We start from the raw sequence: 22,266 nt of genomic DNA on the forward strand, positions 1-22,266 counted from the left end.
CATTACCCATCCTCCGTCTCTGCTCCTGTCGGTAACTGGCCGGTTTGTCGTTATCTGCAGATGTCACATGGTTTCGGTACGATCCGCTCCTGTTCCGGATCTGTGGCGGCCGTTATGGTCCCGGGCAGCGCGCCAACGAGGAGTATGAGCCATGGCCAACCGCAGGTACGAGCCCATGACCAGGGCAGAAGTGATCAATGCCCAACGTGTCTGGGCCAAGTATGTCACCGAGCAGGATGTCGAACAGCTTCTCGATCTCTACGACTTCGGGTCACCGGACGAACCGCTTCTCTTCAAGCCGACCCTGGCGGACGTCATCCGGCTCGACCGCGCCGGCGCACGGTCGTACTTCGTTGGCGGCGATCCGGACTACCCCCACGATCATGGCTTCCTTTATCGAAACTGGAAGCAGGTGGAGTTTCAGAGCGCGGCCGGTCCGATCCTGAAGGCCGGCGGGCTCGGCTACAAGGACATGGGTCACTACACGTTCGTCGATGAGGACGGCAACGCAACGCGCGCCGACTACACGTTTGCCTACCACAAGCTGGATGGACGCGTTCTCATATCGTTGCACCACTCCTCACTCACCTGGTTCCCTCCCGCAGAGGAGTGAATGCGATCCGAGGCCTGCACGGTCAGGCCGGGACCTGCAGGTCCGCCGTCTTGAGTGCCGCCTTCTGGCGCTTCGCCAGCTTCGCCTCGTCGTAGCCCTCTATCAGGTCATGGAAGATGCGGTGCCAGTTCACCTCGGCTTCAAGGTGAAGAAAGACACTCCCGAGGCCGATGGCGGCCCGGTCCATGAAGACGAACTCGCGCGGCACCGTGACACCGCCGAATTCGCGCAGGCGACCGTGCACCTGGGAGGCGACCCGGGCACCGTACATGGTACCCTCGTTCTGGATGGCGCGCGCCTTGTCTTCCAGGAGCGGCGCGTAGACGAACTCGGCCCAGAGGTGGAGCGTGTCGATCACCTCGTTCGAGAGACCGGTGAAGCCCCAAGTTTCGTAAGCGTGAACGGCAAGGTCGCGGTCGTCGTTCTGCAGCGCGTGGTAAAGATCGATCACTCCGGTGACGAACTTGGGTACAAAGACACGAATGCAGCCGAAATCGAGCAGGTTCACGCCCATGTCGGGCCGAACCTTGTAGTTGCCGAGATGCGGATCGCCATGGATGACACCGAAGCCGTAGAAAGGCTCGTACCAGGCGTGAAACATCGACATCGCGAGTTCGTTGCGTTCCTCAAGCGGGCGCTCCCTGGCTGTCATCAGCGGTTCGCCGTCGAGCCAGCCCATGGTCAGAAGCCGCTTGGTCGACAGCTCCGGTACGATCGGGGCAACGTCAACCCGCGGCTGCTTCTTCAGCATCTCGGCGTAGAGTCGTTGGTGGCGGGCCTCGCGGTCGTAGTCGAGCTCCTCGCGGAGTCGCTCGGCGATCTCCTCGTGGATGCCGCTCGGGTCGATCGCCTTGTCGTAACGGCGATAGATCGAAAAGATCAGCTTGAGCTGGGAGAGGTCGGCCTCCACCGCCGACTGCATGTCCGGGTACTGCAGCTTGCAGGCGAGCGGCGCGCCACCGGTCGAGGTCGCACGGTGAACCTGGCCGAGCGACGCCGCCGCGGCAGCCTCGCGGTCGAACGATCCGAACTTCTTCTGCCAGTCCCGACCCAGCTCACTCGACATGCGCCGCTTCACGAAGGGCCAGCCCATCGCCGGCGCGTTGGACTGCAGTTGCGCAAGTTCCGCCGCATAGTCCGACGGCAGGACGTCAGGGATCGTGGCGAGGAGCTGCGCCACCTTCATCAGAGGCCCCTTGAGGCCGCCCAGCGCAACGCGAAGGTCGGCAGCCATGTCGCCCTGGTCGGTCGGCACGCCCAGGAAGCGGCCCGCCGCCATGCGTGCGCCCACGCGGCCGACTGACGTGCCGACGCGCGCGTAGCGGGCGACCCGCCCGGTCAGCCGGTTCGCTTCGCTGCGATCCGAGTCGGTCACGTCACAGCACTCCCCATCGAGTCATCCCGGCCAGGCGAACAAAACGAGCACGAGCCGGCATCTCGGCCCGCGCATCCGCCAAAGGGTACGGGCACCCATCCGGTCGCCCGGGACGGTACCAAGAGATGTTGGGATCATCCTCCTGCGGCTTCCAATTCGTCAATGAAACCTTCGATCACGCCCAAGCCCTTCGACCAGAACGCCGGGTCCGACGCGTCGAGACCGAAGGGTGCCAGGAGTTCCTTGTGACGCTTTGTGCCGCCGGCCTGGAGCATGTCCAGGAAACGATCCTGGAAGCCCTCCTCCGCCTCCCGGTAGTGCGCATAGAGCGCGTTCACCAGACAGTCGCCGAAAGCGTAGGCGTAGACGTAGAACGGCGAGTGAATGAAGTGCGGGATGTAGCACCAGAAAATCCTGTAGTCGTCGTCGAAGGTGAAGGCGTCGCCGAGACTCTCGGTTTGTACGCCCATCCACAGATCGCCGATCTGTTCGGGCGTCAACTCGCCGTCCCTGCGAGCGTTGTGTACGCGCCGCTCGAACTCGCAGAAGGCAATCTGCCGTACCACGGTGTTGAGCATGTCCTCGACCTTGCCGGCGAGGATGGTCCGACGACGGCCCTCGTCGTCCTCCCCGTCGAGCATGCGGCGGAAGGCAAGCTGCTCGCCGAAGACCGAGGCCGTTTCGGCAAGCGTCAGCGGTGTATCGGCCAGCAGAGGACCCTGCCCGGCCGCCAGCACCTGATGGACACCGTGGCCAAGTTCGTGGGCCAGCGTCATCACGTCCCGCACCTTGCCCTGGTAGTTGAGCAGCACGAACGGATGGGCCGACGGCACTGTGGGATGCGAGAAGGCACCACCGGCTTTGCCCTCGCGCACCGGAGCGTCGATCCAGTTCTTCTCGAAGAATACATCGGCGATCTCGGCCATCTTCGGCGCGAAGTCGCCGTAGGCGTCAAGCACGAGCGAGCGCGCATCGGACCAGGGGATCTCGCGATCGTCGTCATTGGGCAGCGGCGCGTTGCGGTCCCACCACGGGAGCTGATCCTGTTCGAACCAGCGCGCCTTCATGCGGTAGTAGCGGTGGGATAGCCGTGGGTAGGCCTCGCGCACCGCCTCGATCAGGGCTTCGACCACCTTGTCCTCGACCTGATTGGCCAGGTTTCGTGAGGACATCGGGTGGACGAAGGAACGCCAGCCGTCGTCGATCGCCTTCGACTTCGCGAGCGTGTTGGTGATATGGGCAAAAAGCTGTTCGTTGTTCCTGAACACCCTGCCCAGTTCCAGCGCAGCGGCCCTGCGCTTGGTGCCATCGGTCGACGACAGAAGATCAAGAGCCTGGGCTTCGGTCATGGTCTCGCCATCGATCTCGAAGCGCAGACCGGCGATGGTCTGGTCGAACAGGCGTATCCAGGCCTGAGTCTGAACGACCGAGAGCTCGTGAAGCATCTCCTCGGCCTCATCGGAGAGCTGATGCGGACGGAACGAGCGGACGTTTTCAAGCCACGGCCTGTAGCGCGCCACACCCTTGTCGGTCAGCAGCCGTTCCATGGCGTCGTCGTCGATCCGGTTGATCTCGAGCGTGAAGAAGATCAGACGCCCGGTGATATCGTTCAGCCGTTCGACGACACCCTGGTAGAACTGCGCCCGTTCGGGGTCCGACTGGTTGCCCGCGAAGTGGAGCTGGGCGTAGCTACCCACACGCCCGAGACCGTCTTCGATCGCTTCATAACGGCGGATTGCAGTGGCGAACTCCGTCGCCCCCAGATCGGCCAGGCGGCCCTTGAACGCGCGTTCGAAGGCTCCAGATTCGTCGGTCAACCGCACCATGTCCGCATCGATCCGGGGATCGTCGGATCCGTCGTAGAAGACGGAAAGATCCCATTCGGGCAGATCGCCCAGCGTGGCGGCTTCAGACATCGAAAACTCCTGGAAGCGTTGTGAGCTGCATAAGGCTTACCATATGGGGATATCGTGGGCCGATGTAAGCGATCCTGAACGAGGCGATTTGTCTCAACCACACCGTGCGACCACCTCTTGAGTCACGACATGCCAAACACTTCTTCATGAACTATGACAACTGGCCGAACCTGGCCACGATGTTCTTCGAAATCGCGCACCGCGAAGGCGACAAGCCTTTTCTGTGGGCCAAATCGGACGGAGCCTACAGACCCTGGAGTTGGGACAGGGTCGACCGCGATGTCCGCGCGCTCTCTGCAGGACTGACCGATCTCGGCCTGAAGAGTGGCGACCGGGTCGTCCTCGTCGCCGAAAACCGGCCGGAATGGGTCATTGCCGATCTCGCCATCATTGCAGCGGGTGGCGTCACGGTCCCCGCCTACACGACCAACACCGAAGCGCTGCACGAGCATGTGCTGAAGGACAGCAGTGCGACACTGGCGATCGTGGCAGACCAGCAGCTTGCCCGGCGTCTGCTTCCGGCCTGCAGGTCGGCCGGTGTCACACGCGTTGTTGCGATCGAGGAGGTCGAGGCGGCCGACGGCGTCGATGTCGTGTCCTGGAGCGATGCGTTGGCCCGTGGAAAGGCTGGTGCCACCGAGGTCGAGGCGCATGCCGCCCAGGTCACCCGCAAGGACACGGCGTGTTTCATCTACACTTCCGGAACCGGCGGCCTGCCCAAGGGCGTGGTCCTCTCGCATCACGCGGTGATGTCGAACATCAAGAGCATCTACATCGCTTTCGAGCCTCTCCTGTCATCGAAGGAGACCTTCCTCTCGTTCCTTCCGCTCTCGCACTCCTACGAACACACCGCGGGGCTCTATTTTCCGATTTCGATCGGCGCGGAGATCTACTACGCCGAAGGTGCCGACACCCTGATCACGAACATGCCCGAGGCGCGCCCGACGATCATGACTTGCGTCCCGCGGCTCTATGAGGTGATGCGCCAGCGCATCCTCTCCGGCGTCAACCGGCAGGGCGGAAAGAAGAAGGAGTTCTTCGAGAAGGCCGTCGTGCTGGGCACGAAGCGGCTCAACGGGGAACGCCTGGGCATCCTCGAACGCCTGCAGGACCGGGTGCTCGACAAGCTGGTGCGCGACAAGGTGCGCGATCGCTTCGGTGGCCGGCTCAAGGTGCTGGTTTCGGGTGGCGCACCCCTCAACCCCGACATCGGCACGTTCTTCTCCGCTCTGGGCCTGGTGCTGCTCCAGGGATACGGCCAGACGGAAGCGGCACCTGTCGTCTCAGCCAACCTGCCCGACAGGATCAAGATGGCCACCGTCGGGCGGCCGTTGCCCGAGGTCGAGGTGAGGATCGCCGAGGACGGAGAGATTCTGGTTCGCGGCGGCCTCCTGATGGATGGCTACTGGAACAACCCCGAGGCCACGGCCGAAGCGCTCAAGGACGGCTGGCTCCACACCGGCGACATCGGCGAGTTCGACGACGAAGGTTTCCTCAGCATCACCGACCGGAAGAAGGACCTCATCGTCAATTCCGGCGGCGACAACATCGCGCCACAGCGTGTCGAGGGCATTCTGAACATGGAGCCCGAGATCGCGCAGTCCATGGTGTACGGCGACAAGCGGCCCTACCTGGCGGCCGTCGTGGTGCCGGACGATGCTTATCTGATCGCGTTCGCCAAGCGCCACAATCTGGGTCCCAAGCTGGCCGCCCTAGCAGACGAACCGGCTCTCCTCTCCGAGATGAAGGCCGTGATTGACCGGGCCAACGCGCACCTCTCTGCGATCGAGAAGGTCAAGCGAGTGATGGTGGCGTCCGAGGCCTTCACGGTCGACAACGGGCTGATGACGCCGACGTTGAAGGTGCGCCGCCATGCCGTGAAAGAGGTCTACGGCTCCGCCCTTGAGTCGCTCTACGGATAAATCCCCCGGATTTCATCAGTTCACGGTTGCTGGAATTTTTACCGATGCGGCCCGCATGTTGCTGACGTGTTCCAAACAGGAACGAAGGTGGGATCATGTTGCAACAAATCCTGATCGTCGCTGACGATCCGGTATAGCACCGTTTGTATGGCGAAATCGTCGGCTCGATGGGGTTTCGCACGGAAACCGACGAAGATGGCCGGGTCGCGCCCGACCTCTTGATGACCGGCGATCAAGCGATGCGTCCCAACTGTGTTCTGCCTTATCTCAACATGCCCGATGTCGACGGCATGACGGTCCTCGAAAGGCTGACCCAGGTCTTGGCGGCGTCGACATTGTCGGGGTGGCGAGCCTGTTCTTCCGTGCTAAGGACAGAGTGTGAGCAACGCCAACGTCTCGCTGGATGACCGCTATGCCAGGCAGCAGGGCCGAGTCCTGCTGTCGGGGACACACGCGCTGGTTCGTCTACCGATGTTGCAGTACCAGCGCGACCGGGCACAGGGGCTCAACACGGCCTGTTACATCACCGGTTATCGGGGTTCTCCGCTGGGCGGGCTCGATACGGCCCTGTGGCAGGCGCGCCAGTTCACCGAACGCCACGCTATCCACTTCACGCCCGGGATCAATGAGGACCTTGCCGCCACATCGGTCTGGGGCAGCCAGCAGACCGGGTTGTTCGACGACGCCACGGTCGATGGCGTCTTTGCCATGCTCTACGCCAAGGGACCCGGTATCGACCGTTCCGGCGATGCCCTGAAGCACGGCAACACGGCCGGGTCATCGCGCCACGGCGGCGTGCTCGTGCTGGCGGGCGACGATCACACATGCAAGTCCTCGACCTCGGCGCACCAGAGCGAGTTCGGCCTGGTCGACGCCATGATCCCCGTACTGCACCCGGCAGGCGCCCAGGAGTTTCTCGACTACGGGCTGCACGGCTGGGCAATGTCGCGCTTCGCCGGATTGTGGGCCGGCATGAAGCTGGTCTCCGAGACCGTCGACACGACCACATCGGTCATGATCGACCCGGCCAGGCCCGAGATCGTGCTGCCCGACTCCGCCATTGTGCCTGCCGAGGGCGTTCATCTGCGGTGGCCGGATTCGGCGCTCGCCAAAGAAGAGCGGCTGCACCGCTACAAGATCGACCTCGCGCTGGCCTATGCCGCCGCCAACGGTCTGGACCGGATCGTGCTGGACAGCTCCCGGCCGCGCCTCGGTATCGCGACGGTCGGCAAGTCCTATCTCGATGTCCGCCAGGCGCTCGCCCAGCTCGGACTCGATGACGACAGCGCGGCTGCATTCGGCCTTCGCGTCTACAAGATCGGCATGCCCTGGCCGCTCGAACCCCAGGGTCTGCGCCGCTTCGCCGACGGTCTCGATGAGATCTTCGTGGTCGAGGAGAAACGTGGCCTGATCGAACCGCAGGTCCGCGACATCCTCTACGATCTGCCCGACGGCCGACGCCCGCGCATCGTCGGGAAAAAGGACGACCAGGGCGCAACACTGCTGCCGTCCTGGGACGAGCTGTCACCCGCGATGATCGCGACCGCCCTGGTCGCACGGCTGGAAGCCAACGGCGGAGCGGGCGATCTCGCGGAGAGGGCCGATGCCCTGGAACGCCGCCTCGAGGCGGCACAGCGCGACACGTCGACGGTGGCGCGCATCCCCTACTTCTGTTCGGGCTGCCCGCACAGCAGTTCGACCCACGTTCCCGAGGGCAGCGAGGCTTTTGCCGGCATCGGCTGCCACTACCTCGTGCAGAGCATGGAGCGAAACACGCTCACCTTCACCCAGATGGGCGCCGAGGGGGCGAACTGGATCGGCCTTTCGCCCTTCCGTACCACCGAGCACGTCTTCGTCAACATCGGCGACGGCACCTACGTGCACTCGGGACTGCTGGCAATCCGCGCGGCGGTCTCGGCCGGTGTCAACGTCACCTACAAGCTGCTCTACAACGATGCGGTGGCCATGACCGGTGGCCAGCCATTCGAAGGCTCGCCCAGCGTGCCGTTGATCACCCATCAGCTCTACGGCGAAGGCGTTCGGCGAATTGCGGTCCTGACCGACGAACCCGGCAAGTACGCCACCCTGGCGGACTTCGCCAAGGGCGTCACCCTCCACGACCGCAGCGAGCTCGATGCCGTGCAACGGCTTCTGCGCGAAACACCCGGCGTCACAGCGCTGATCTACGATCAGGTCTGTGCGACCGAGAAGCGCCGACGCCGCAAGCGTGGCCTGATGGAGGACCCGCCCCGGCGTGTCTTCATCAACGAGGCCGTCTGCGAGGGCTGCGGCGATTGCGGGGTGCAGTCCAACTGCCTCTCGATCGTGCCGGTCGAGACAGAGTTCGGTCTGAAGCGGCAGATCGACCAGTCATCGTGCAACAAGGACATGACCTGCCTGAACGGCTTCTGCCCCAGCTTTGTCACGGTCGAGGGCGTCAAGCCGCGCAAGCCGGAGCCGGCCGACCTCGAACGATTGCTCGACGGCCCGATGCCTCTGCCCGACCTGGCAACGCTGGACACACCCTGGTCGATCGTGATTGCTGGCGTCGGCGGAACCGGCGTCATCACGCTGGCGCAGATTCTGGGCTGGGCGGCCCATATCGACGGCAAGGGCATTGCCGTGCTCGACCAGATCGGGCTCGCCCAGAAGTACGGCGGCGTCACCAGCCACGTTCGCATTGCCGCCACACCCGACGGTCTCAACGCGTCCAAGATCGGCGTCGGCGAGGCCAACCTCCTGCTCGGCTGCGATCTCGTACACTGCGCCACGACCGAAGTCGTGGTGCGCGGCGATGAAGGGCGCTCCCGCGCTGTCGTCAACCACCATGCCGCGCCGACCGGCGACTTCACACGTAACCCCGATGCGACCGTGGCCGCCACACCACTGATCGAACGGATTGGCCGACACTGCAACGACGTTACGTCATGGGATACCACCGTGCTGGCCGAGGCGCTGTTCGGCGACAGCATCGCTGCGAACATGATGCTGCTGGGGGCCGCCTGGCAGCGCGGGCTGGTCCCGATCTCAGCCGATGCAATCGATCAGGCCATAGCGCTCAACGGTGTCGCGATCGCGCTCAACCGCCATGCCTTCGCCATCGGGCGCCTGCTTAGTGTCAACCCGAAACGAGTCGTGGCGGCCGCAACGGCACAACGCCCGACGTTGGCACGACGCCACCTCTCCGAGTCGCTGGACGGGATGATCGAGCGCAGAGCCGTCCACCTGTGGAACTATCAGGATAAACGCCTCGCACAACGCTACACAGCCGCTATCGAGCGGGTGCGAGAAGCTGAGGCGCACGCCCTGCCCGGCTCAACCTCTCTGACCGAGGCGGTCGCACGCAACCTGCACCGGGTTCTGGCAAACAAGGATGAGTACGAGGTCGCCAGGCTCTACACCGATGGCACCTTTGCCGCGTCACTGGCCAAGGCCTTCGAGGACGGCGGGCGCGTCAGCCTGCATCTCGCGCCGCCGCTGCTGTCCCGCGCGGACCCTGTGACCGGCCGCCCGGCCAAGCGAATGTTCGGCTCCTGGATCATGCCCCTGCTGCGCGGACTGGCCGCGATCAAGGGGCTGCGCGGCACGACCTTCGACCCCTTCGGCTGGAGCGGCGAGCGGCGGCGCGAACGGAAGTTGATCGACGACTACGAAGCTGACCTCGCGACAATCCTGTCGTCACTGTCACCCGACAATCACGGGCTCTGCGTTGCCCTGGCGCTGGTGCCCGACGGCATCAAGGGCTTCGGTCCCGTGAAGATGAAAGCGATGGACGAGGCCGCCGAGCGGCGCGCCGAGATCCTGGCGGCCTTGAACCGGCCGGCCGACGAAAAACTGGCGGCGGAGTAGCTCTGAGGAGGAGATCATGGCGAGTTCTGACAGTGGTGTTGCGGTTGTGATCGGTGCGGGCGGCGGGCTCGGCGCAGGACTCGCCCGCCGGTTCGCGTCCGCGGGCATGGTGGTCGCCGTGGCGTCACGCAATCCACACAACGCCGAGGAAGTCGCCGCGCATGTCGAGAGCACCATGCATGGTAACGCCTATGGCTATCCCTGCGATGCCACCGACGAGGTCTCGATCCATGACCTGTTGAACAGGGTTTCAGGCGAACTCGGCGAACCCGATCTTGTCGTCTACAACGCCAGTGGTTTCCTCATGAAGTCGATCCTCGACATCGAGGTCGATGAGATGGTCGCGCAGTGGAACGTGACCTGCCTCGGCGGCTTCATCGTTGGCCGCGAGGCCGCCCGCCGCATGACAGAGCGCGGCAGCGGCACCATCATCTTCACCGGTGCCACCGCCTGTTACAAGGGTTCTGCCCTGTTTGCAGGATTCGCCGTGGGCAAGTTCGGCCTGCGCGGCCTTGCACAATCGATGGCGCGCGAACTCGGCCCCAAGGGCGTCCATGTCGCACTGGTCAACATCGACGGCGAGATCAACGGGCCGGCCCACATCCACGAAATCCCGGGGAAGGGCATTGATGCCCTGCTCGATTCTGACGCGACCGCGGAGACCTACCTCTCGATCCACCGGCAGCACCACACCGCTTGGACCCACGAGGTCGACCTGCGTCCCGCCATTGAGCGCTGGTAGGCCTCCAAAAGACTGAACCTCATGCCCGAGCCTCGGCGCGCATTGCATGCCTGGTGGGGGATGATACCCGTTCGGTTTGAGCCCTAGTGCTCCTCGCCGCGGGCATCAGCTTCGGCGGCGCGGCGCTTCTCGCCTTCTTCAAAGATTGCCATCTTCTCGGGCGTGGCCTTCTCTTGGTACTGCGATTTGTAGTCGCCGTAGGACATGCCATAGATCAGCTCGCGCGCGTTGTCGTAGTCCATCTCGACACCGCGCTGCCCGGCCTCGGCGCGGTACCATTTCGACAAGCAGTTGCGGCAGAAGTCGGCCAGGTTCATCAGGTCGATGTTCTGGATCTCGGGCTTGCGCTGGAAGTGATCCCGCAGGCGGCGGAACACCGCAGCCTCAATCTCCGTACGAGTGGCGTCATCCATGGTCGACTCCTTGGGTTTGTTCCGTTGTCTTCTGGATGTGGGGACGGGCCGCCAGACGCTCAAGCCACGCGGCCGCGGTCTCATCGACCAGTGACAGCGCCACGGCGCGAAGAGCTTCATCCGGGCTCGCGTCACCGCCCGCAGCCTCGTAGACCGCGATCTGGCGTTCGGTCGATATGCCCGTTGCGGGCGATCTCGCGCGGCAGGCTGTCGAACACCGTCAGGCGATAGGACTTCAGACCGGTGTTGCGACTCTGCCAGAACGGCGACAAGGTCGTCAGACACAGCAGGTGGGGCAGGAAGTAGCGCGCCTGATTCATCAGGTCGAGGCAGCGATCGGGGCGAGCCCATGCCTTCCGGCGGCCCGGATGACACCGCCGCACAAACGGCGCAGCTCATCCCGCACCTCAGAGATGTCCTTGCACACTTGGGTGCCGATTTTCGACCTGAGTGCGCAGGAACTCATTGGTGACCTGATCACCCAACTCGGCAACACATTCCTCGACCAATTCCTCGGACGGATCGGACGCCAATGCGCCGGTTTCCCGGTCAACCAGGAGATATTCTTCCTCGACCCCCAGGGTGAACGACGGCTCTGCGCCGGTCATGGTCAAATCTCCCGTCGGTAAATGTCCTCACCGGCGAAGATGCTCGTGAAGCCTTCGATCATGATATCCGTCCAAGCCGCGATTCCGGCCTCGTTGCCGATAAGGTCCTGCCTGATCTCGATCTGCACGTTCGCGCGGCCGTGACGGGCGGCATGCACAGGCATGGTGTAGCCGTGGGGTGACGATGCGGTGTAGGGCTCGTTGTCGCCGACGCAGAGATCGCCGCGGGCCCGCAAGTGATCCATCAGCGGCAGCGCAATACGGCCGTCCCGCTCCCACAGGATCCCGATATGCCAGGGCCGCAAGCGACACCCCATCACGGGCGTGAACGAGTGAATCATGACAACGGGGGGCACGACACCCCGCGCTTCAACGCCCTCGATCACGGCCGCGGCAGCTTCGTGATAAGGCCAGAAGCACGCCTCCGTGCGGTCGGCCCCCTCGGCGGGCGACATATCGATGTTGGCGGGAATCTCTGTGCCGTCGCTCACCGTGACGATCGACTGTTCGTCATCGAGTTGCCGGTTGCAGTCGATCACCAGGCGCGAGTAACCGGAGAGCACAGCCGGCGCATCGAAGTGAGCCGCCATGCGGCGTGTGATTTCGGCCGCACCTATGTCCCAAGCGATGTGACGTTCGAGCTCGCTGGCCGCAAGGCCTAGGTTGTCAAGCGCCTCGGGCACGGCATTGCTCGCGTGATCGCACAGCAGGACGACCGGCAGCGTGCCCCTGGGATTGACGATCTCGTAAGGAGGCGGGTCGTCGGGGCCCAGCAAAGGATCGTCCTCGCGCCGCATGTCAGAGATGAAATCGCGCCTGACAGAATCCATGGCTCGCGACTATATCGACGGCTTCAGGCGACAAGAAGACCCATCCTCTCCTGATTTCGCCGATTGCACCGGAACCGTCCAGCATGCCAAAACGCCCAGCCATGGATTTTGACCCTCGCAGCTTTCTGATCAGTCTGTTCGAGGAAGCAATCAACGCCGCGCGTGCAGATGCCTGTCTTCACGACCGGCTGCCGTTGCCGCCCAAGGGCAAGACGGTGGTCGTCGGTGCCGGAAAGGCCGCCGCCGCCATGGCTTCCTATGTCGAGAAGGGCTGGGCAGGTGCTTTGTCCGGCCTTGTGGTCACGCCCTACGACCACGGCATCCCGACCGAACGGATCGAGGTGGTCGAAGCGGCGCACCCCATCCCCGACGCAGCGGGAAGCCAGGCAGCGCAACGAATTCTCAATGAGGTTCAAGGACTTACGGCAGACGATATGGTGCTGTGCCTGATCTCAGGCGGGGGATCATCGCTGCTCGCTCTGCCCGCACCGGACGTGACGCTGGCCGACAAGCAGGCGGTCAACAAGGCGCTCCTGCGCTCCGGTGCGACGATTCACGAGATGAACTGCGTCCGGAAACACCTCTCGGCCATCAAGGGCGGACGTCTTGCCGTGGCGGCAGCACCCGCGCGGGTCGTGACGCTGGCCATCTCCGACGTGCCCGGCGACGACCTCTCGGTGATCGCCTCGGGGCCGACGGTGGCCGATCCGACGACCAGCGCCGATGCCAGGCGTATCGTGGAGCGGTGCGGCTTCGAGGTCCCCGACGCAGTCCGAATGTGGCTTGAATCAGCCGACAGTGAAACCGTCAAACCGGGCGACCCGCGCCTTGCCGGTGCCGAAGCACAGATCGTCATGACAGCACGCCATGCGCTCGCGGCAGCCGCGGAGCGTGTCCGGGAGGCGGGGATGAACCCTCTCATCCTTGGCGACACGATCGAAGGCGAGGCCCGCGACGTGGCGAATGTTCACGCTGCGATCACCCGCAAGATCGCCGACCACGGCGGCCCCGCCAGCCCGCCGGCGGTGATCCTTTCGGGCGGCGAGACCACAGTCACCCTGCGCAGCAAGGGCGGCAGCGGCGGACGCAACCAGGAGTTCCTGCTTGCACTCGCCGTCGCGCTCGACGGCCACCCGAACATACACGCACTGGCGTGCGACACCGACGGCATCGACGGCTTCAGCAAAGCCGCCGGCGCCGTCATGGCTCCCGACACCTTGCGGCGAGCTCGTGAGGCCGGGCTGAGCCCCGCCGATATGCTGGCCCGCCAGGACAGCGGCGGGTTTTTCTCCACCCTGCGCGATTGCGTCGTCACCGGCCCGACACGCACGAATGTTAATGACTTCCGTGCTATCGTGATCACGCATCCGGGCACAGGATCCGATGCATGGAAGTGGGGATGATGCACCGCAACCGTCAAGCCAAGATTGTCACGACGCTCGGTCCCGGGACCTCGTCGCACGATATGATCTCGTCGCTCTTCCATGCTGGCGCCGATGTCTTCCGTCTCAACATGAGCCACGGCAGTCAGGGCGATCATCGCGAACGCTACGGCATCCTGCGTGACCTTGAGGTGACGTCCGGACGCCCGATCGGAATCATCGCGGATCTTCAGGGCCCGAAGTTGCGAATCGGCACCTTCGCCGACGACGGTGTCGATCTTGAACGCGGCCAATCGTTCCGGCTCGACCTGGATCCGACACCCGGAGACAACAATCGCGCGGGCATGCCGCATCCCGAGATTTTTGCGGCGATCCAGGCCGGCAACCGCATCTGCCTGGATGACGCCCGCGTCGTGCTCCATGTCGACCGTTGCGGTGAGGATTTCGCCGAGACTACCGTAGAGGCGGGCGACCGGCTGTCGAACAACAAGGGCCTCAATCTGCCCGGCGTGCAGCTCCCGATCGCGGCGCTGACGGAGAAGGATCGCGAAGATCTCGCGTTCGCGCTCGAACTGGGCTGCGACTGGATTGCGCTCTCGTTTGTGCAGCGCCCATCGGACATCGTCGAAGCGCACGAACTGGTCGAGGGCCGCGCCGCCGTGATGGCAAAGCTCGAAAAGCCTTCGGCGATCGACTGTCTGAGCAACATCATCGAACTCGCCGACGGCGTGATGGTGGCGCGCGGCGACCTGGGCGTGGAGATGAAGCCCGAAGAGGTGCCCGGCATCCAGAAGCGGATCATCCGCGCCTGCCGCCAGGCCGGCAAACCAGTGGTGGTCGCGACCCAGATGCTGGAATCGATGATCGCCTCGCCCACCCCGACCCGCGCGGAAGCCTCTGACGTGGCGACGGCGGTCTACGACGGTGCGGACGCGCTGATGCTCTCAGGCGAAACGGCGGTTGGCGAGTACCCATCCGAGACTGTGGCGATGATGGACCGTATCATGACGACGGTGGAGCACGACCCGCTTTACGATCCGCTCGCCACCACGTCCGAAGCAACCAGCGCCGACGCTATATCGACCGCGGCGCGCCAGGTCGCCCAGACCGTGAACGCCAAGGCCATCGTGGCCTATTCGGTCTCGGGCGCAACCACCCTTCGGGCCTCGCGCGTCAGGCCTGCCGTCCCGATCCTCGGTCTCACGCCCAAGATCGAATCGGCCCGCCGTCTTGCGGTGGCCTGGGGCGTGCACTCTGTTCACACCGACGATGCCCAGGACTTCGGCGACATGGTTCAGCGCGCCTGTACGCTTTCGAAGCAGGAAGGTTTCGCGGGATCCGGTGACCGCATCATCATCACCGCGGGCGTCCCGTTCGGCACGCCGGGCGCGACCAACGCACTCAGAATCGCCTGGGTCGACTAGACGGGTTCACCTTCGAGCTCGCGACTGAGCTCTTCGACACGTTGTACGATCTGCTCCATATGCGGGTTCTGCGCCAAGGCCTCGCGGAACCAGTAGAGCGCCTGTTCAGGCTCATCGCGGGCGCTGTAGATCAGGCCCAGCCCCGACAGCGCACCGAAGTGGCGCGGCTCAAGCTCCAGCGCCTTCATGCAGTCAGCGATCGATTCATCGTAGCGCCCGATCATGTAGTAGACCGTGGCGCGCTTGTTCCACGCCTCGGCGAAGTCAGGCGCGACGTCGATCAGCTGGCTGAAATAGCCGATGGCAAGTTGCAGGTCGCCGACCTGCATGGCCCGCGTGCCGCCCGTCATCAGCGCGTTGAGCTCCTCGTCGTAAGCCTCGACCCAGATTGCCCAGATATAGCTCTGCAGCAGCTGCGATTGCGCCGGATCCGACGTGGCATGCAGTTGCGCAAACAGCCCGTCGAGGCGCGGATCGTCCTGGGCGGCAAGCGCGGGGGACACCGACATCGTCAGCGCCGTGAAGAGGCCCATCGCGGCCAGCATCATCCGTTTCGGCATGAACCGAATCTAGGCAGCGCGGCCGTGCCTGCCAAGGTCAATACGCTCAAGGCTGCGTGACACCGAATCGAAAGGGCCGCGGCCCTGGGGATCGCGACCCTTTCTGGTGTAGCGCTTCCGGTTCCGCACAACGCGGAGACGGTAGCGAGGATCGGCCAGCGCCCGGGCGGAACCCGACTGCCGGCGCACGCTCTTTCGCTTGCGAGCCATCGCAGTTCTCCGTTTGCCGAATGACGGAGAGATAGTGCCGAACGGCGGCCGCCTCAAGGCGGGAGCTAATCGAGATCCTGACTAAACATGACCCGATGACCGTCGGGCGTTTGCACCGGCATCTCAGACATGCCCACGGCTTGTCGACCGGCGGCGCGATCTTGAGGCCCGTGGCCGTGATTTTCCACATGCAGGGCGTTGACGTCGTCGAGCACGAGATGGGCGAAGTACTGATGGTCGCCCAGATCCCCCGGCGGAATCGCATCCGGGCACTGCCCCAGCATCAGGGAACAACGGCCCCGGCGGAGAAAGATCCATCCGTCCGGCTCCATCCAGATCTTGAACCCGATGTGATTGATCCACTATCGCGCCGTCGCCTGAATGTCCGGGACGACAAGCACATGGTGCTGTTCGATAATCTCGGGACTTGCCATCACGTCCTCCGCGGTTCAGGCAGTCTCGCGTTCATCAAGTGCCGCCGGTTTCGGGCCACCGGTGGCCCAATCCAGAAGCTCTACCGGATGGATGACAGGCACGTTTGTGCCGCCTGAAATCTGCACGATGCACCCGACGTTGCCAGCTGCGACGACATTGGCGCCGGTTGCGGCGATGTTGGCGCACTTGCGCTCCAGAAGGCGGTCCGCCAGCTCGGGCTGGAGCATGTTGTAGGTGCCCGCCGAACCGCAGCAGATGTGGCCTTCCGGCACTGTGCGCACGTCGAAGCCCGCCCGTCGCAGGATGTCGGCGGGCAGGTCCGTGATCTTCTGGCCGTGCTGGAGCGAACAGGCGGCATGGTAGGCGACAGACGGCGCATCGCTCGGTGCGGCGCCCTCCTCGATCAGCTCGTCGAGCACCTCCGAGACGTCCCGCGCCTTGGCGGAGACCTCGGCGGCCAGCGCCGCCCATGCGGGGTCGTCCTTCAGAAGGAAACCATACTCCTTGATCTGGGTGCCGCAGCCCGAGGCATTGGCGATGACAGCGTCGAAGGGACCGGCATCCCACCAGGCCGCCAGGTTGGCGCGAGCGGCCGCCAGCGCCTTGTCACGTTCACCCATGTGGAGGACCAGCGAACCGCAGCACCCCCCTCCCCGGGAAACGACGACCTCGCACCCCAGACGGGTCAGCAAACGGATCGTGGCGGCGTTGGTCTCCGGTGTCAGCACCTGCTGGACGCAGCCGTTCAGGAGCATCAACCGCATGCGCCGCTCGCCCGCCGCCTTGTGAATGCCCGGGCGATCGGCCCAGGACGGCGTTGCGAGACGATCAGGCGCCATCGCCGTCAACCGTCGGAACCGACCAGGCAGCAGAGATCGAAACGGCTTTGCGAGCAGCGCACCGATCAGCGATAGGCGAAACAGACGCGGATACGGCACGGTCCAGGTGATCACCTTGCGGACGAGGGTCTCGTCCACAGGCCGGGTTCGTGTCTCGTGGATGTGCGCACGGGCGTGGTCGACCAGATGCATGTAGGTCACACCCGACGGACAGATCGTCATGCACGAGAGGCACGACAGGCAGCGGTCGACATGTCGCACCGTCGTATCGTCCGCCGGACGATCCTGCTCCAGCATGTCCTTGATCATGTAGATCCGGCCGCGCGGGCTGTCACGCTCGTCGCCAGTCAGCAGATAGGTCGGGCAGGTCGCAAGGCAGAAGCCACAGTGCACACAGGTCTTCAGGATGCGCTCGGCCTCCTTAATCTGCGGATCGGCCAGCCGGACAAGATCGAAGCGTGTCTCCATCGCCTCAGCCCATTCGTCCGGGATTGAGGATTCCCGACGGATCGAAACCCTGCTTGATACGCACGGTCAGCGCCGCGCGACTCTCAGGCTGCGGATGGAACACCGGGACCGATGCCTTCAGAGCATCCGACGCCCGCACCATCGTGGCATGGCCTCCGGCTGTCCCGGCCGCCGTCCTGATCATCTTGGACGCCTCCGCGGTCGCCGGCGCGGAACACCAGAGCAGCCCGCCACCCCAGTCGAGATAACCTTCGACCCCGCTACCGACGAGATTGCCGAGAACGGCGCCACCCGAAGCCGGCGGAACGTGCAGACGCCAGATCGCGTCGCCGTTCCCGATCAACGGCGCGACATCACGCACCTCCTGCCAGAAGCGAACGGAGTTGTGGCCATGCAGTTCCTCAATATCGCCGAGGGGCCCGAGCAGCGCATGGAGCGCCTCGTTGCGTGCAGAAACGGAAACGGGTGGTCCTTCGACACGAATTGCCGTGATCGCACGGCCGGCCTCCGCGACGTAGCTGACCGACGATCGTGCGGCGATCTCGGACGGCACGAACGTGGCGGCAGAGACCTCATGCGGCCTCGAGAGCGCTATGGTCATCGCCTCATTTGCGGCCTCGGGCGTCAGACCTGCGACAAGGACCGTTCTCGTCTTTTCTGCCGCCGGAAGCACCTTCACCGACACTGCGGTCACCACGCCGAGCGTGCCCCATGATCCGCACATCAGTTTGGTGAGGTCGTAGCCCGTGACGTTCTTGACCACGCGACCGCCCGCCTTGACCAGCTCACCCCGGCCCGTCGCCACCTCGACACCCAGCACATGGTCGCGGCATGCACCGGCCAGAACCCGGCGAGGACCAGAGAGATTACCGGCAAGAATGCCGCCGAGGGTCACCTTCTCCGGCGCCTCGCCGAACAGCGGGCCGAGGTCGGGTGGTTCAAAGGCCATGATCTGGTCGGACTGGCGCAGCATTGCCTCGATCTCGGCGATCGGGGTTGCGGCATGCGCGGTCAGAACCAGTTCGGCGGGCTCGTAGTCGACGATGCCCGAAAGAGCCGTGAGATCGACGCGATGAGCGGCGCTCACAGCATGGCCGAAAGCACGTTTCGTACCTGCCCCGACGATGTCTAGCGGCACCTCTTCCGCTGCAGCCCACGCCAGCAGGCCGCGCACCTCGCCGGCGGTAGCCGGTCGGATCGTCTCGATGGTCAACGCGTCAGAACCGGGGCATATCGGGGAACGGCAGTTCACCCTTATGAACGTGCATGTGGCCCAACTCGGCGCAGCGATGCAACACCGGGAAGACCTTGCCCGGATTGAGCAGGCCGTCGGGATCGAAGGCGCATTTGACCCGCTGCTGCTGTTTCAGATCGTCGTCGGTGAACATCGCACCCATCAGGTCGCGCTTTTCGACCCCGATGCCGTGCTCACCGCTCAAGACACCGCCGACCTCGACGCAGAGCGTCAGGATGTCGGCGGCCAGTGCCTCGGTCTTCTCAAGGTCACCGTCGCATGCAGCGTCGTACATGATGAGCGGATGCAGGTTGCCGTCGCCGGCGTGGAACACGTTCACGACACCCAGACCGTGCTTGTCGGATAGCGCGCCCATGCGGGTCAGCACCTCGGAGAGGCGGCCACGGGGGATCGTTCCGTCGATGCAATAGTAGTCGGGCGAGATCTTGCCGACCGCCGGAAACGCTGACTTGCGGCCGAGCCAGAAGCGGTGTCGCTCCTCCTCGCTGGTCGCCCGTCGAAACGTGGTGGCCTGGCAGTCGCGCGCGATTGCCTCGACCCGGCCCGACAGCTCCTCGACCTCGGCCTCGGGACCGTCGAGTTCGCAGATCAGCAGTGCTTCGACGTCGAGTGGGTAACCGGCCTTGCAGTAATCTTCAGTGGCGTGAACCGCAGCCTTGTCCATCATCTCAAGACCGGCGGGAATGATGCCATCGGATATGATACGCGCGACGCAGTCGCCAGCCGCGGCAAGGTCGGCAAATCCAAGCAACAGGGCGCCGACGGAACTTGGCTTCGGCAGCAGACGCACCGTGACCTCGGTGATGACGCCCAGCAGACCTTCGGACCCGGTCAGAATGCCGAGGAGATCATAGCCGTCGGGGTCCATGTGCTTGCCGCCGATGCGGACCACCTCACCCGACATCAGAACGATCTCGAGGCCCAGGATGTTGTTCGTCGTAACGCCATACTTCAGGCAGTGCACGCCGCCGGAATTCTCCGCCACATTCCCGCCGATCGAGCAGGCGATCTGGCTCGAAGGATCGGGCGCGTAGTAGAACCCGGACGCCGACACGGCTTGGGAGATCGCGAGATTCGTGACGCCGGGCTGCACCACGGCGCAGCGGTTGGCGTAGTCGATCTCAAGGATGCGGTTGAACTTTCCCAGCCCCAACAGGACGCCGTCCTCCAGAGGCAGAGCGCCACCGGAAAGACCGGTGCCAGAGCCGCGTGGCACCACCTTGACCTCGCGCTCGCGGCATAGCCGCATGACCCGGGCGACCTCCTCGGTCGTCTCAGGCAACACCACAGCCAGCGGCAACGTGCGATAGGCCGAAAGCGCGTCGCACTCGTAGGCCTTTAGGCCCACGTTGTCGGCAATCAGATTGTCGGAAGCGACCAACGTCGCCAAGTGGGACAGGAAATCATCGCGCGCATCCAAGACACCCTGGTCCGGCTTGGGCATGGCGATGGTCATGGCTGGCGGGCTCCGTTCAGAACGGCGTCAGGATCGTCGCAGAGGCCAGAAACGTCAACGCCGGGCAATGGGGCCCGGCGCAACAGGTCGTCCGGTGCGTCGCGCGCCGAAACGACAGGATTAACCCTGGCGTGCCTTGAAGCGCGGGTTTTCCTTGTTGATCACGTAGATGCGGCCCTTGCGGCGCACCGTACGGCACTTCATGTGGCGCTTCTTCATCGAGCGCAGCGAATTCACAATCTTCATCGCACCAGTCCTCGTCGGGGAGGCCAAACCAGCCCGTTTCGGGAAAGCGTCGACCATACTGATCTGGCCGTGCCTCGTCAACGGACCGCTCAGGGGTAGCTGATCTTCTTGACCTCAAGCTCCAGATCGCCCGCCGGACGTCGCCAGGTGACAACATCGCCGACCTGTGCGCCGTGCAGCGCACGGGCGAGCGGGCTGACCCAGCTGACGAGCGCGGCATCCAGGTCGGACTGGTTCTCGCCAACAATGCGCCAGGCGTGAGTCTCGCCGTTTTCGTCCTTTGCGACGATACACGCACCGAACGCCACCTCATCCTGCGGCTGTTCGGCCATGTCGACAACCACGGCATGGTCGATGCGGCCCTCGACGTAGCGCAAATCGCGCAGGACATGCGCCAGCTTGCTCGCATCGACGATGCTCTCGTCGTGATCCTTGAGTTCGTAGCGCTCCTTCTTCAATGACTCGGCCCACGCCTCCAGCGCTGCCATGCCTTCGGGTGTGACGTAGTTCGGGATCGGCTCCTGGGGCAGTTCCGGAAGCTCGTCGACGACGTCCATGCCGTCGGGCTCCCGCACAAAGGCGCGGCTCATGACTGTATCTCCAAAGGTCTTTCGGCGATCAAACGCCGCCGTCTCATTTCGATATGGTGACAATGGCACGCGCCGCCAAGCGAGCCTTAATCCAGGACAATGCCGAAGCAATCAGACCAGGCAACCCGAAACGGGCGTGCACCGGCTATGTGGTCGACAACGGGCTGATACATGCACGCCAACTCGTCCCAGGCATCGGGCGGCGAGCCACCCGCGACGTGCGGCGTGAGCAGCAGATTCTTGCCGGCCCTCGCCAGCACCACAAGCGGATTGCCCGCCTCGACCGGTTCCACCGCAAAGGTATAGAGCGCAGCACCCGCAAGCCGGCCGCTCTCGATGGCTGCCACGAGGGCGAGCTCGTCGATAACGCCACCGCTGCCCGCAGAAACGAGGACAGCACCGGGTTTCATCGACGAAATCAGCTCGGCATCCAGAGAGCCGCGTGTCTGCTCGGTGTAAGGTAACAGGCAGACCAGCACGTCGGAGGCCTGAAGCAGCATTGATCGATCGACACGAACGAGACCCAGCTCAAGTTCGATCTCCTGCGGCAGCGGCATCCGCCGGTGGTACAATACGGAGCAATCCCAGCCGCAAAGCCTGCGGGCGAGTTCAGCATCGATTTCGCCAAAGCCAAGAACCCCGACCGTCAGGCCGTGCAGACTGATTAGTCCTTCTCTGCGTGACCAGTTGTAGGCAAAGCTGTTTTCATCGGTCGTACGTCTCGGTCGTGCGCCGTTCGGCCCAATCGTCACCAGCCTCAAGCGCGACCTCACGGCATTCCATGACACGCCGTAGCAGGGCCAACATCTGCAGAACGACGAACTCCGCGACCCGAATCGGGCCCTCCTGGCTGCGACGACACACAATCACGCCATGCTCACGTGCGGCGGCAAGGTCGAGGTCGTGACTCATGCCATCCAGCCGAAGGATCAGCTTCAGATCCGGGGCCGCATCCATCAGCGATGCATTAACGGTCCCGCGCCGCTCCGAGATCAGGTAGTCGTCCTCGGCCAAGGCCGCGGCGAGCGTCTCGCGGTCCGTCTCCCGCAGCATGGCGACATTAAGACCATCCGGCGCCTTCGACAGCACATCGCGCTGATGGCGCTCATATCGTTCGATCATGAAGACGGCGC

General features: G+C 64.2%; 20 protein-coding genes and 1 pseudogene. 6 read left to right on the forward strand and 15 right to left on the reverse strand.

Translation table 11 applies throughout. The features are described from left to right. Positions 1 to 151 precede the first annotated feature (151 nt). Complete coding sequence (locus GDA49_06590; GenBank protein MBC6440066.1) at positions 152 to 613, forward strand: hypothetical protein; 462 nt, start codon at positions 152 to 154, stop codon at positions 611 to 613. Positions 614 to 635: 22 nt separating this feature from the next. On the opposite strand, the gene GDA49_06595 is transcribed toward GDA49_06590, so the two are convergent. Beyond that, complete coding sequence (locus tag GDA49_06595; GenBank protein ID MBC6440067.1) at positions 636 to 1,892, reverse strand: AarF/ABC1/UbiB kinase family protein; 1,257 nt, start codon at positions 1,890 to 1,892, stop codon at positions 636 to 638. Positions 1,893 to 2,122: 230 nt separating this feature from the next. Further along, entirely contained in the window at positions 2,123 to 3,904 is a 1,782-nt protein-coding gene (locus GDA49_06600; protein ID MBC6440068.1) for a M3 family oligoendopeptidase, read from the reverse strand. Between the two features lie 146 nt (positions 3,905 to 4,050). Here GDA49_06600 and GDA49_06605 point away from each other — a divergent pair, with 146 nt between their 5' ends. The 3 genes from GDA49_06605 to GDA49_06615 all read left to right on the forward strand — a co-directional run bounded on the left by GDA49_06605 (position 4,051) and on the right by GDA49_06615 (position 10,417). Beyond that, positions 4,051 to 5,826 (forward strand): long-chain fatty acid--CoA ligase, encoded by a 1,776-nt coding sequence (locus GDA49_06605; protein MBC6440069.1) that lies wholly within the window; start codon positions 4,051 to 4,053, stop codon positions 5,824 to 5,826. Positions 5,827 to 6,204: 378 nt separating this feature from the next. Further along, positions 6,205 to 9,675, forward strand: a complete 3,471-nt coding sequence (locus tag GDA49_06610; GenBank protein ID MBC6440070.1) for an indolepyruvate ferredoxin oxidoreductase family protein — start codon at positions 6,205 to 6,207, stop codon at positions 9,673 to 9,675. A gap of 16 nt (positions 9,676 to 9,691) precedes the next feature. After that, a complete protein-coding gene (locus tag GDA49_06615) occupies positions 9,692 to 10,417 on the forward strand; it encodes an SDR family NAD(P)-dependent oxidoreductase (protein MBC6440071.1) in 726 nt (241 codons plus the stop codon). A gap of 83 nt (positions 10,418 to 10,500) precedes the next feature. Here the strand turns inward: GDA49_06615 and GDA49_06620 are convergent, their stop codons facing one another. From GDA49_06620 to GDA49_06630, 3 genes and pseudogenes are all read right to left on the reverse strand, one after another. Then, positions 10,501 to 10,830 carry a DUF1244 domain-containing protein gene (locus tag GDA49_06620; GenBank protein ID MBC6440072.1) on the reverse strand — a complete coding sequence of 110 codons (330 nt, stop codon included), beginning with the start codon at positions 10,828 to 10,830 and terminating at the stop codon, positions 10,501 to 10,503. A 131-nt stretch (positions 10,831 to 10,961) separates the two neighbouring features. Next, positions 10,962 to 11,438: pseudogene (locus tag GDA49_06625) on the reverse strand (hypothetical protein). Positions 11,439 to 11,440: 2 nt separating this feature from the next. Next, entirely contained in the window at positions 11,441 to 12,244 is an 804-nt protein-coding gene (locus GDA49_06630) for an N-formylglutamate amidohydrolase (protein MBC6440073.1), read from the reverse strand. A 125-nt stretch (positions 12,245 to 12,369) separates the two neighbouring features. Between GDA49_06630 and GDA49_06635 the strand changes: the two genes are divergently transcribed. Continuing rightward, the gene (locus GDA49_06635; protein MBC6440074.1) at positions 12,370 to 13,671 is read left to right on the forward strand and encodes a glycerate kinase; all 1,302 of its coding nucleotides are present in this window, start codon (positions 12,370 to 12,372) and stop codon (positions 13,669 to 13,671) included. Beyond that, positions 13,671 to 15,074 (forward strand): pyruvate kinase, encoded by a 1,404-nt coding sequence (pyk, locus tag GDA49_06640; GenBank protein MBC6440075.1) that lies wholly within the window; start codon positions 13,671 to 13,673, stop codon positions 15,072 to 15,074. Before GDA49_06635 ends, pyk begins: the two co-directional genes overlap by 1 nt. On the opposite strand, the gene GDA49_06645 is transcribed toward pyk, so the two are convergent. From GDA49_06645 to GDA49_06690, 10 genes are all read right to left on the reverse strand, one after another. Further along, on the reverse strand, positions 15,071 to 15,634 hold the full coding sequence (locus GDA49_06645) for a tetratricopeptide repeat protein (protein ID MBC6440076.1): 564 nt from the start codon (positions 15,632 to 15,634) through the stop codon (positions 15,071 to 15,073). The two genes, pyk and GDA49_06645, sit on opposite strands and share 4 nt — an antisense overlap. A gap of 9 nt (positions 15,635 to 15,643) precedes the next feature. Further along, complete coding sequence (locus tag GDA49_06650; protein ID MBC6440077.1) at positions 15,644 to 15,844, reverse strand: hypothetical protein; 201 nt, start codon at positions 15,842 to 15,844, stop codon at positions 15,644 to 15,646. A gap of 65 nt (positions 15,845 to 15,909) precedes the next feature. Then, positions 15,910 to 16,176 carry a bleomycin resistance family protein gene (locus GDA49_06655; GenBank protein MBC6440078.1) on the reverse strand — a complete coding sequence of 89 codons (267 nt, stop codon included), beginning with the start codon at positions 16,174 to 16,176 and terminating at the stop codon, positions 15,910 to 15,912. Positions 16,177 to 16,293: 117 nt separating this feature from the next. Then, positions 16,294 to 17,586, reverse strand: coding sequence for a glycolate oxidase subunit GlcF (glcF, locus tag GDA49_06660; protein MBC6440079.1), 1,293 nt, complete (start codon positions 17,584 to 17,586; stop codon positions 16,294 to 16,296). A gap of 4 nt (positions 17,587 to 17,590) precedes the next feature. After that, entirely contained in the window at positions 17,591 to 18,784 is a 1,194-nt protein-coding gene (gene glcE / locus GDA49_06665; GenBank protein MBC6440080.1) for a glycolate oxidase subunit GlcE, read from the reverse strand. Positions 18,785 to 18,803: 19 nt separating this feature from the next. Beyond that, a complete protein-coding gene (locus GDA49_06670) occupies positions 18,804 to 20,297 on the reverse strand; it encodes an FAD-binding protein (protein MBC6440081.1) in 1,494 nt (497 codons plus the stop codon). A 120-nt stretch (positions 20,298 to 20,417) separates the two neighbouring features. Then, a complete protein-coding gene (rpmJ, locus tag GDA49_06675; protein ID MBC6440082.1) occupies positions 20,418 to 20,543 on the reverse strand; it encodes a 50S ribosomal protein L36 in 126 nt (41 codons plus the stop codon). A gap of 89 nt (positions 20,544 to 20,632) precedes the next feature. After that, complete coding sequence (locus GDA49_06680; protein ID MBC6440083.1) at positions 20,633 to 21,133, reverse strand: GreA/GreB family elongation factor; 501 nt, start codon at positions 21,131 to 21,133, stop codon at positions 20,633 to 20,635. An 86-nt stretch (positions 21,134 to 21,219) separates the two neighbouring features. Next, positions 21,220 to 21,885, reverse strand: coding sequence for a hypothetical protein (locus GDA49_06685; GenBank protein MBC6440084.1), 666 nt, complete (start codon positions 21,883 to 21,885; stop codon positions 21,220 to 21,222). Beyond that, positions 21,839 to 22,255, reverse strand: a complete 417-nt coding sequence (locus GDA49_06690; GenBank protein MBC6440085.1) for a hypothetical protein — start codon at positions 22,253 to 22,255, stop codon at positions 21,839 to 21,841. The genes GDA49_06685 and GDA49_06690 overlap by 47 nt, the downstream gene beginning before the upstream one ends. Positions 22,256 to 22,266 lie beyond the last annotated feature (11 nt).

The sequence above is a fragment of the Rhodospirillales bacterium genome (assembly GCA_014323865.1).
GTDB lineage: Bacteria > Pseudomonadota > Alphaproteobacteria > SP197 > SP197 > SP197.

Coding starts and splice junctions, on each gene's coding strand:
- GDA49_06605 (MBC6440069.1), top strand. CDS start 4,051: ATGAACTATGACAACTGGCCGAACCTGGCCACGATGTTCTTCGAAATC.
- GDA49_06635 (MBC6440074.1), top strand. CDS start 12,370: ATGGATTTTGACCCTCGCAGCTTTCTGATCAGTCTGTTCGAGGAAGCA.
- GDA49_06670 (MBC6440081.1), bottom strand. CDS start 20,297: ATGACCATCGCCATGCCCAAGCCGGACCAGGGTGTCTTGGATGCGCGC.
- glcF (MBC6440079.1), bottom strand. CDS start 17,586: ATGGAGACACGCTTCGATCTTGTCCGGCTGGCCGATCCGCAGATTAAG.
- GDA49_06690 (MBC6440085.1), bottom strand. CDS start 22,255: ATGATCGAACGATATGAGCGCCATCAGCGCGATGTGCTGTCGAAGGCG.
- GDA49_06620 (MBC6440072.1), bottom strand. CDS start 10,830: ATGGATGACGCCACTCGTACGGAGATTGAGGCTGCGGTGTTCCGCCGC.
- GDA49_06645 (MBC6440076.1), bottom strand. CDS start 15,634: ATGCCGAAACGGATGATGCTGGCCGCGATGGGCCTCTTCACGGCGCTG.
- GDA49_06655 (MBC6440078.1), bottom strand. CDS start 16,176: ATGGAGCCGGACGGATGGATCTTTCTCCGCCGGGGCCGTTGTTCCCTG.
- rpmJ (MBC6440082.1), bottom strand. CDS start 20,543: ATGAAGATTGTGAATTCGCTGCGCTCGATGAAGAAGCGCCACATGAAG.
- pyk (MBC6440075.1), top strand. CDS start 13,671: ATGCACCGCAACCGTCAAGCCAAGATTGTCACGACGCTCGGTCCCGGG.
- GDA49_06650 (MBC6440077.1), bottom strand. CDS start 15,844: ATGGCTCGCAAGCGAAAGAGCGTGCGCCGGCAGTCGGGTTCCGCCCGG.
- GDA49_06680 (MBC6440083.1), bottom strand. CDS start 21,133: ATGAGCCGCGCCTTTGTGCGGGAGCCCGACGGCATGGACGTCGTCGAC.
- GDA49_06595 (MBC6440067.1), bottom strand. CDS start 1,892: ATGGCGGCGGGCCGCTTCCTGGGCGTGCCGACCGACCAGGGCGACATG.
- GDA49_06590 (MBC6440066.1), top strand. CDS start 152: ATGGCCAACCGCAGGTACGAGCCCATGACCAGGGCAGAAGTGATCAAT.
- GDA49_06600 (MBC6440068.1), bottom strand. CDS start 3,904: ATGTCTGAAGCCGCCACGCTGGGCGATCTGCCCGAATGGGATCTTTCC.
- GDA49_06615 (MBC6440071.1), top strand. CDS start 9,692: ATGGCGAGTTCTGACAGTGGTGTTGCGGTTGTGATCGGTGCGGGCGGC.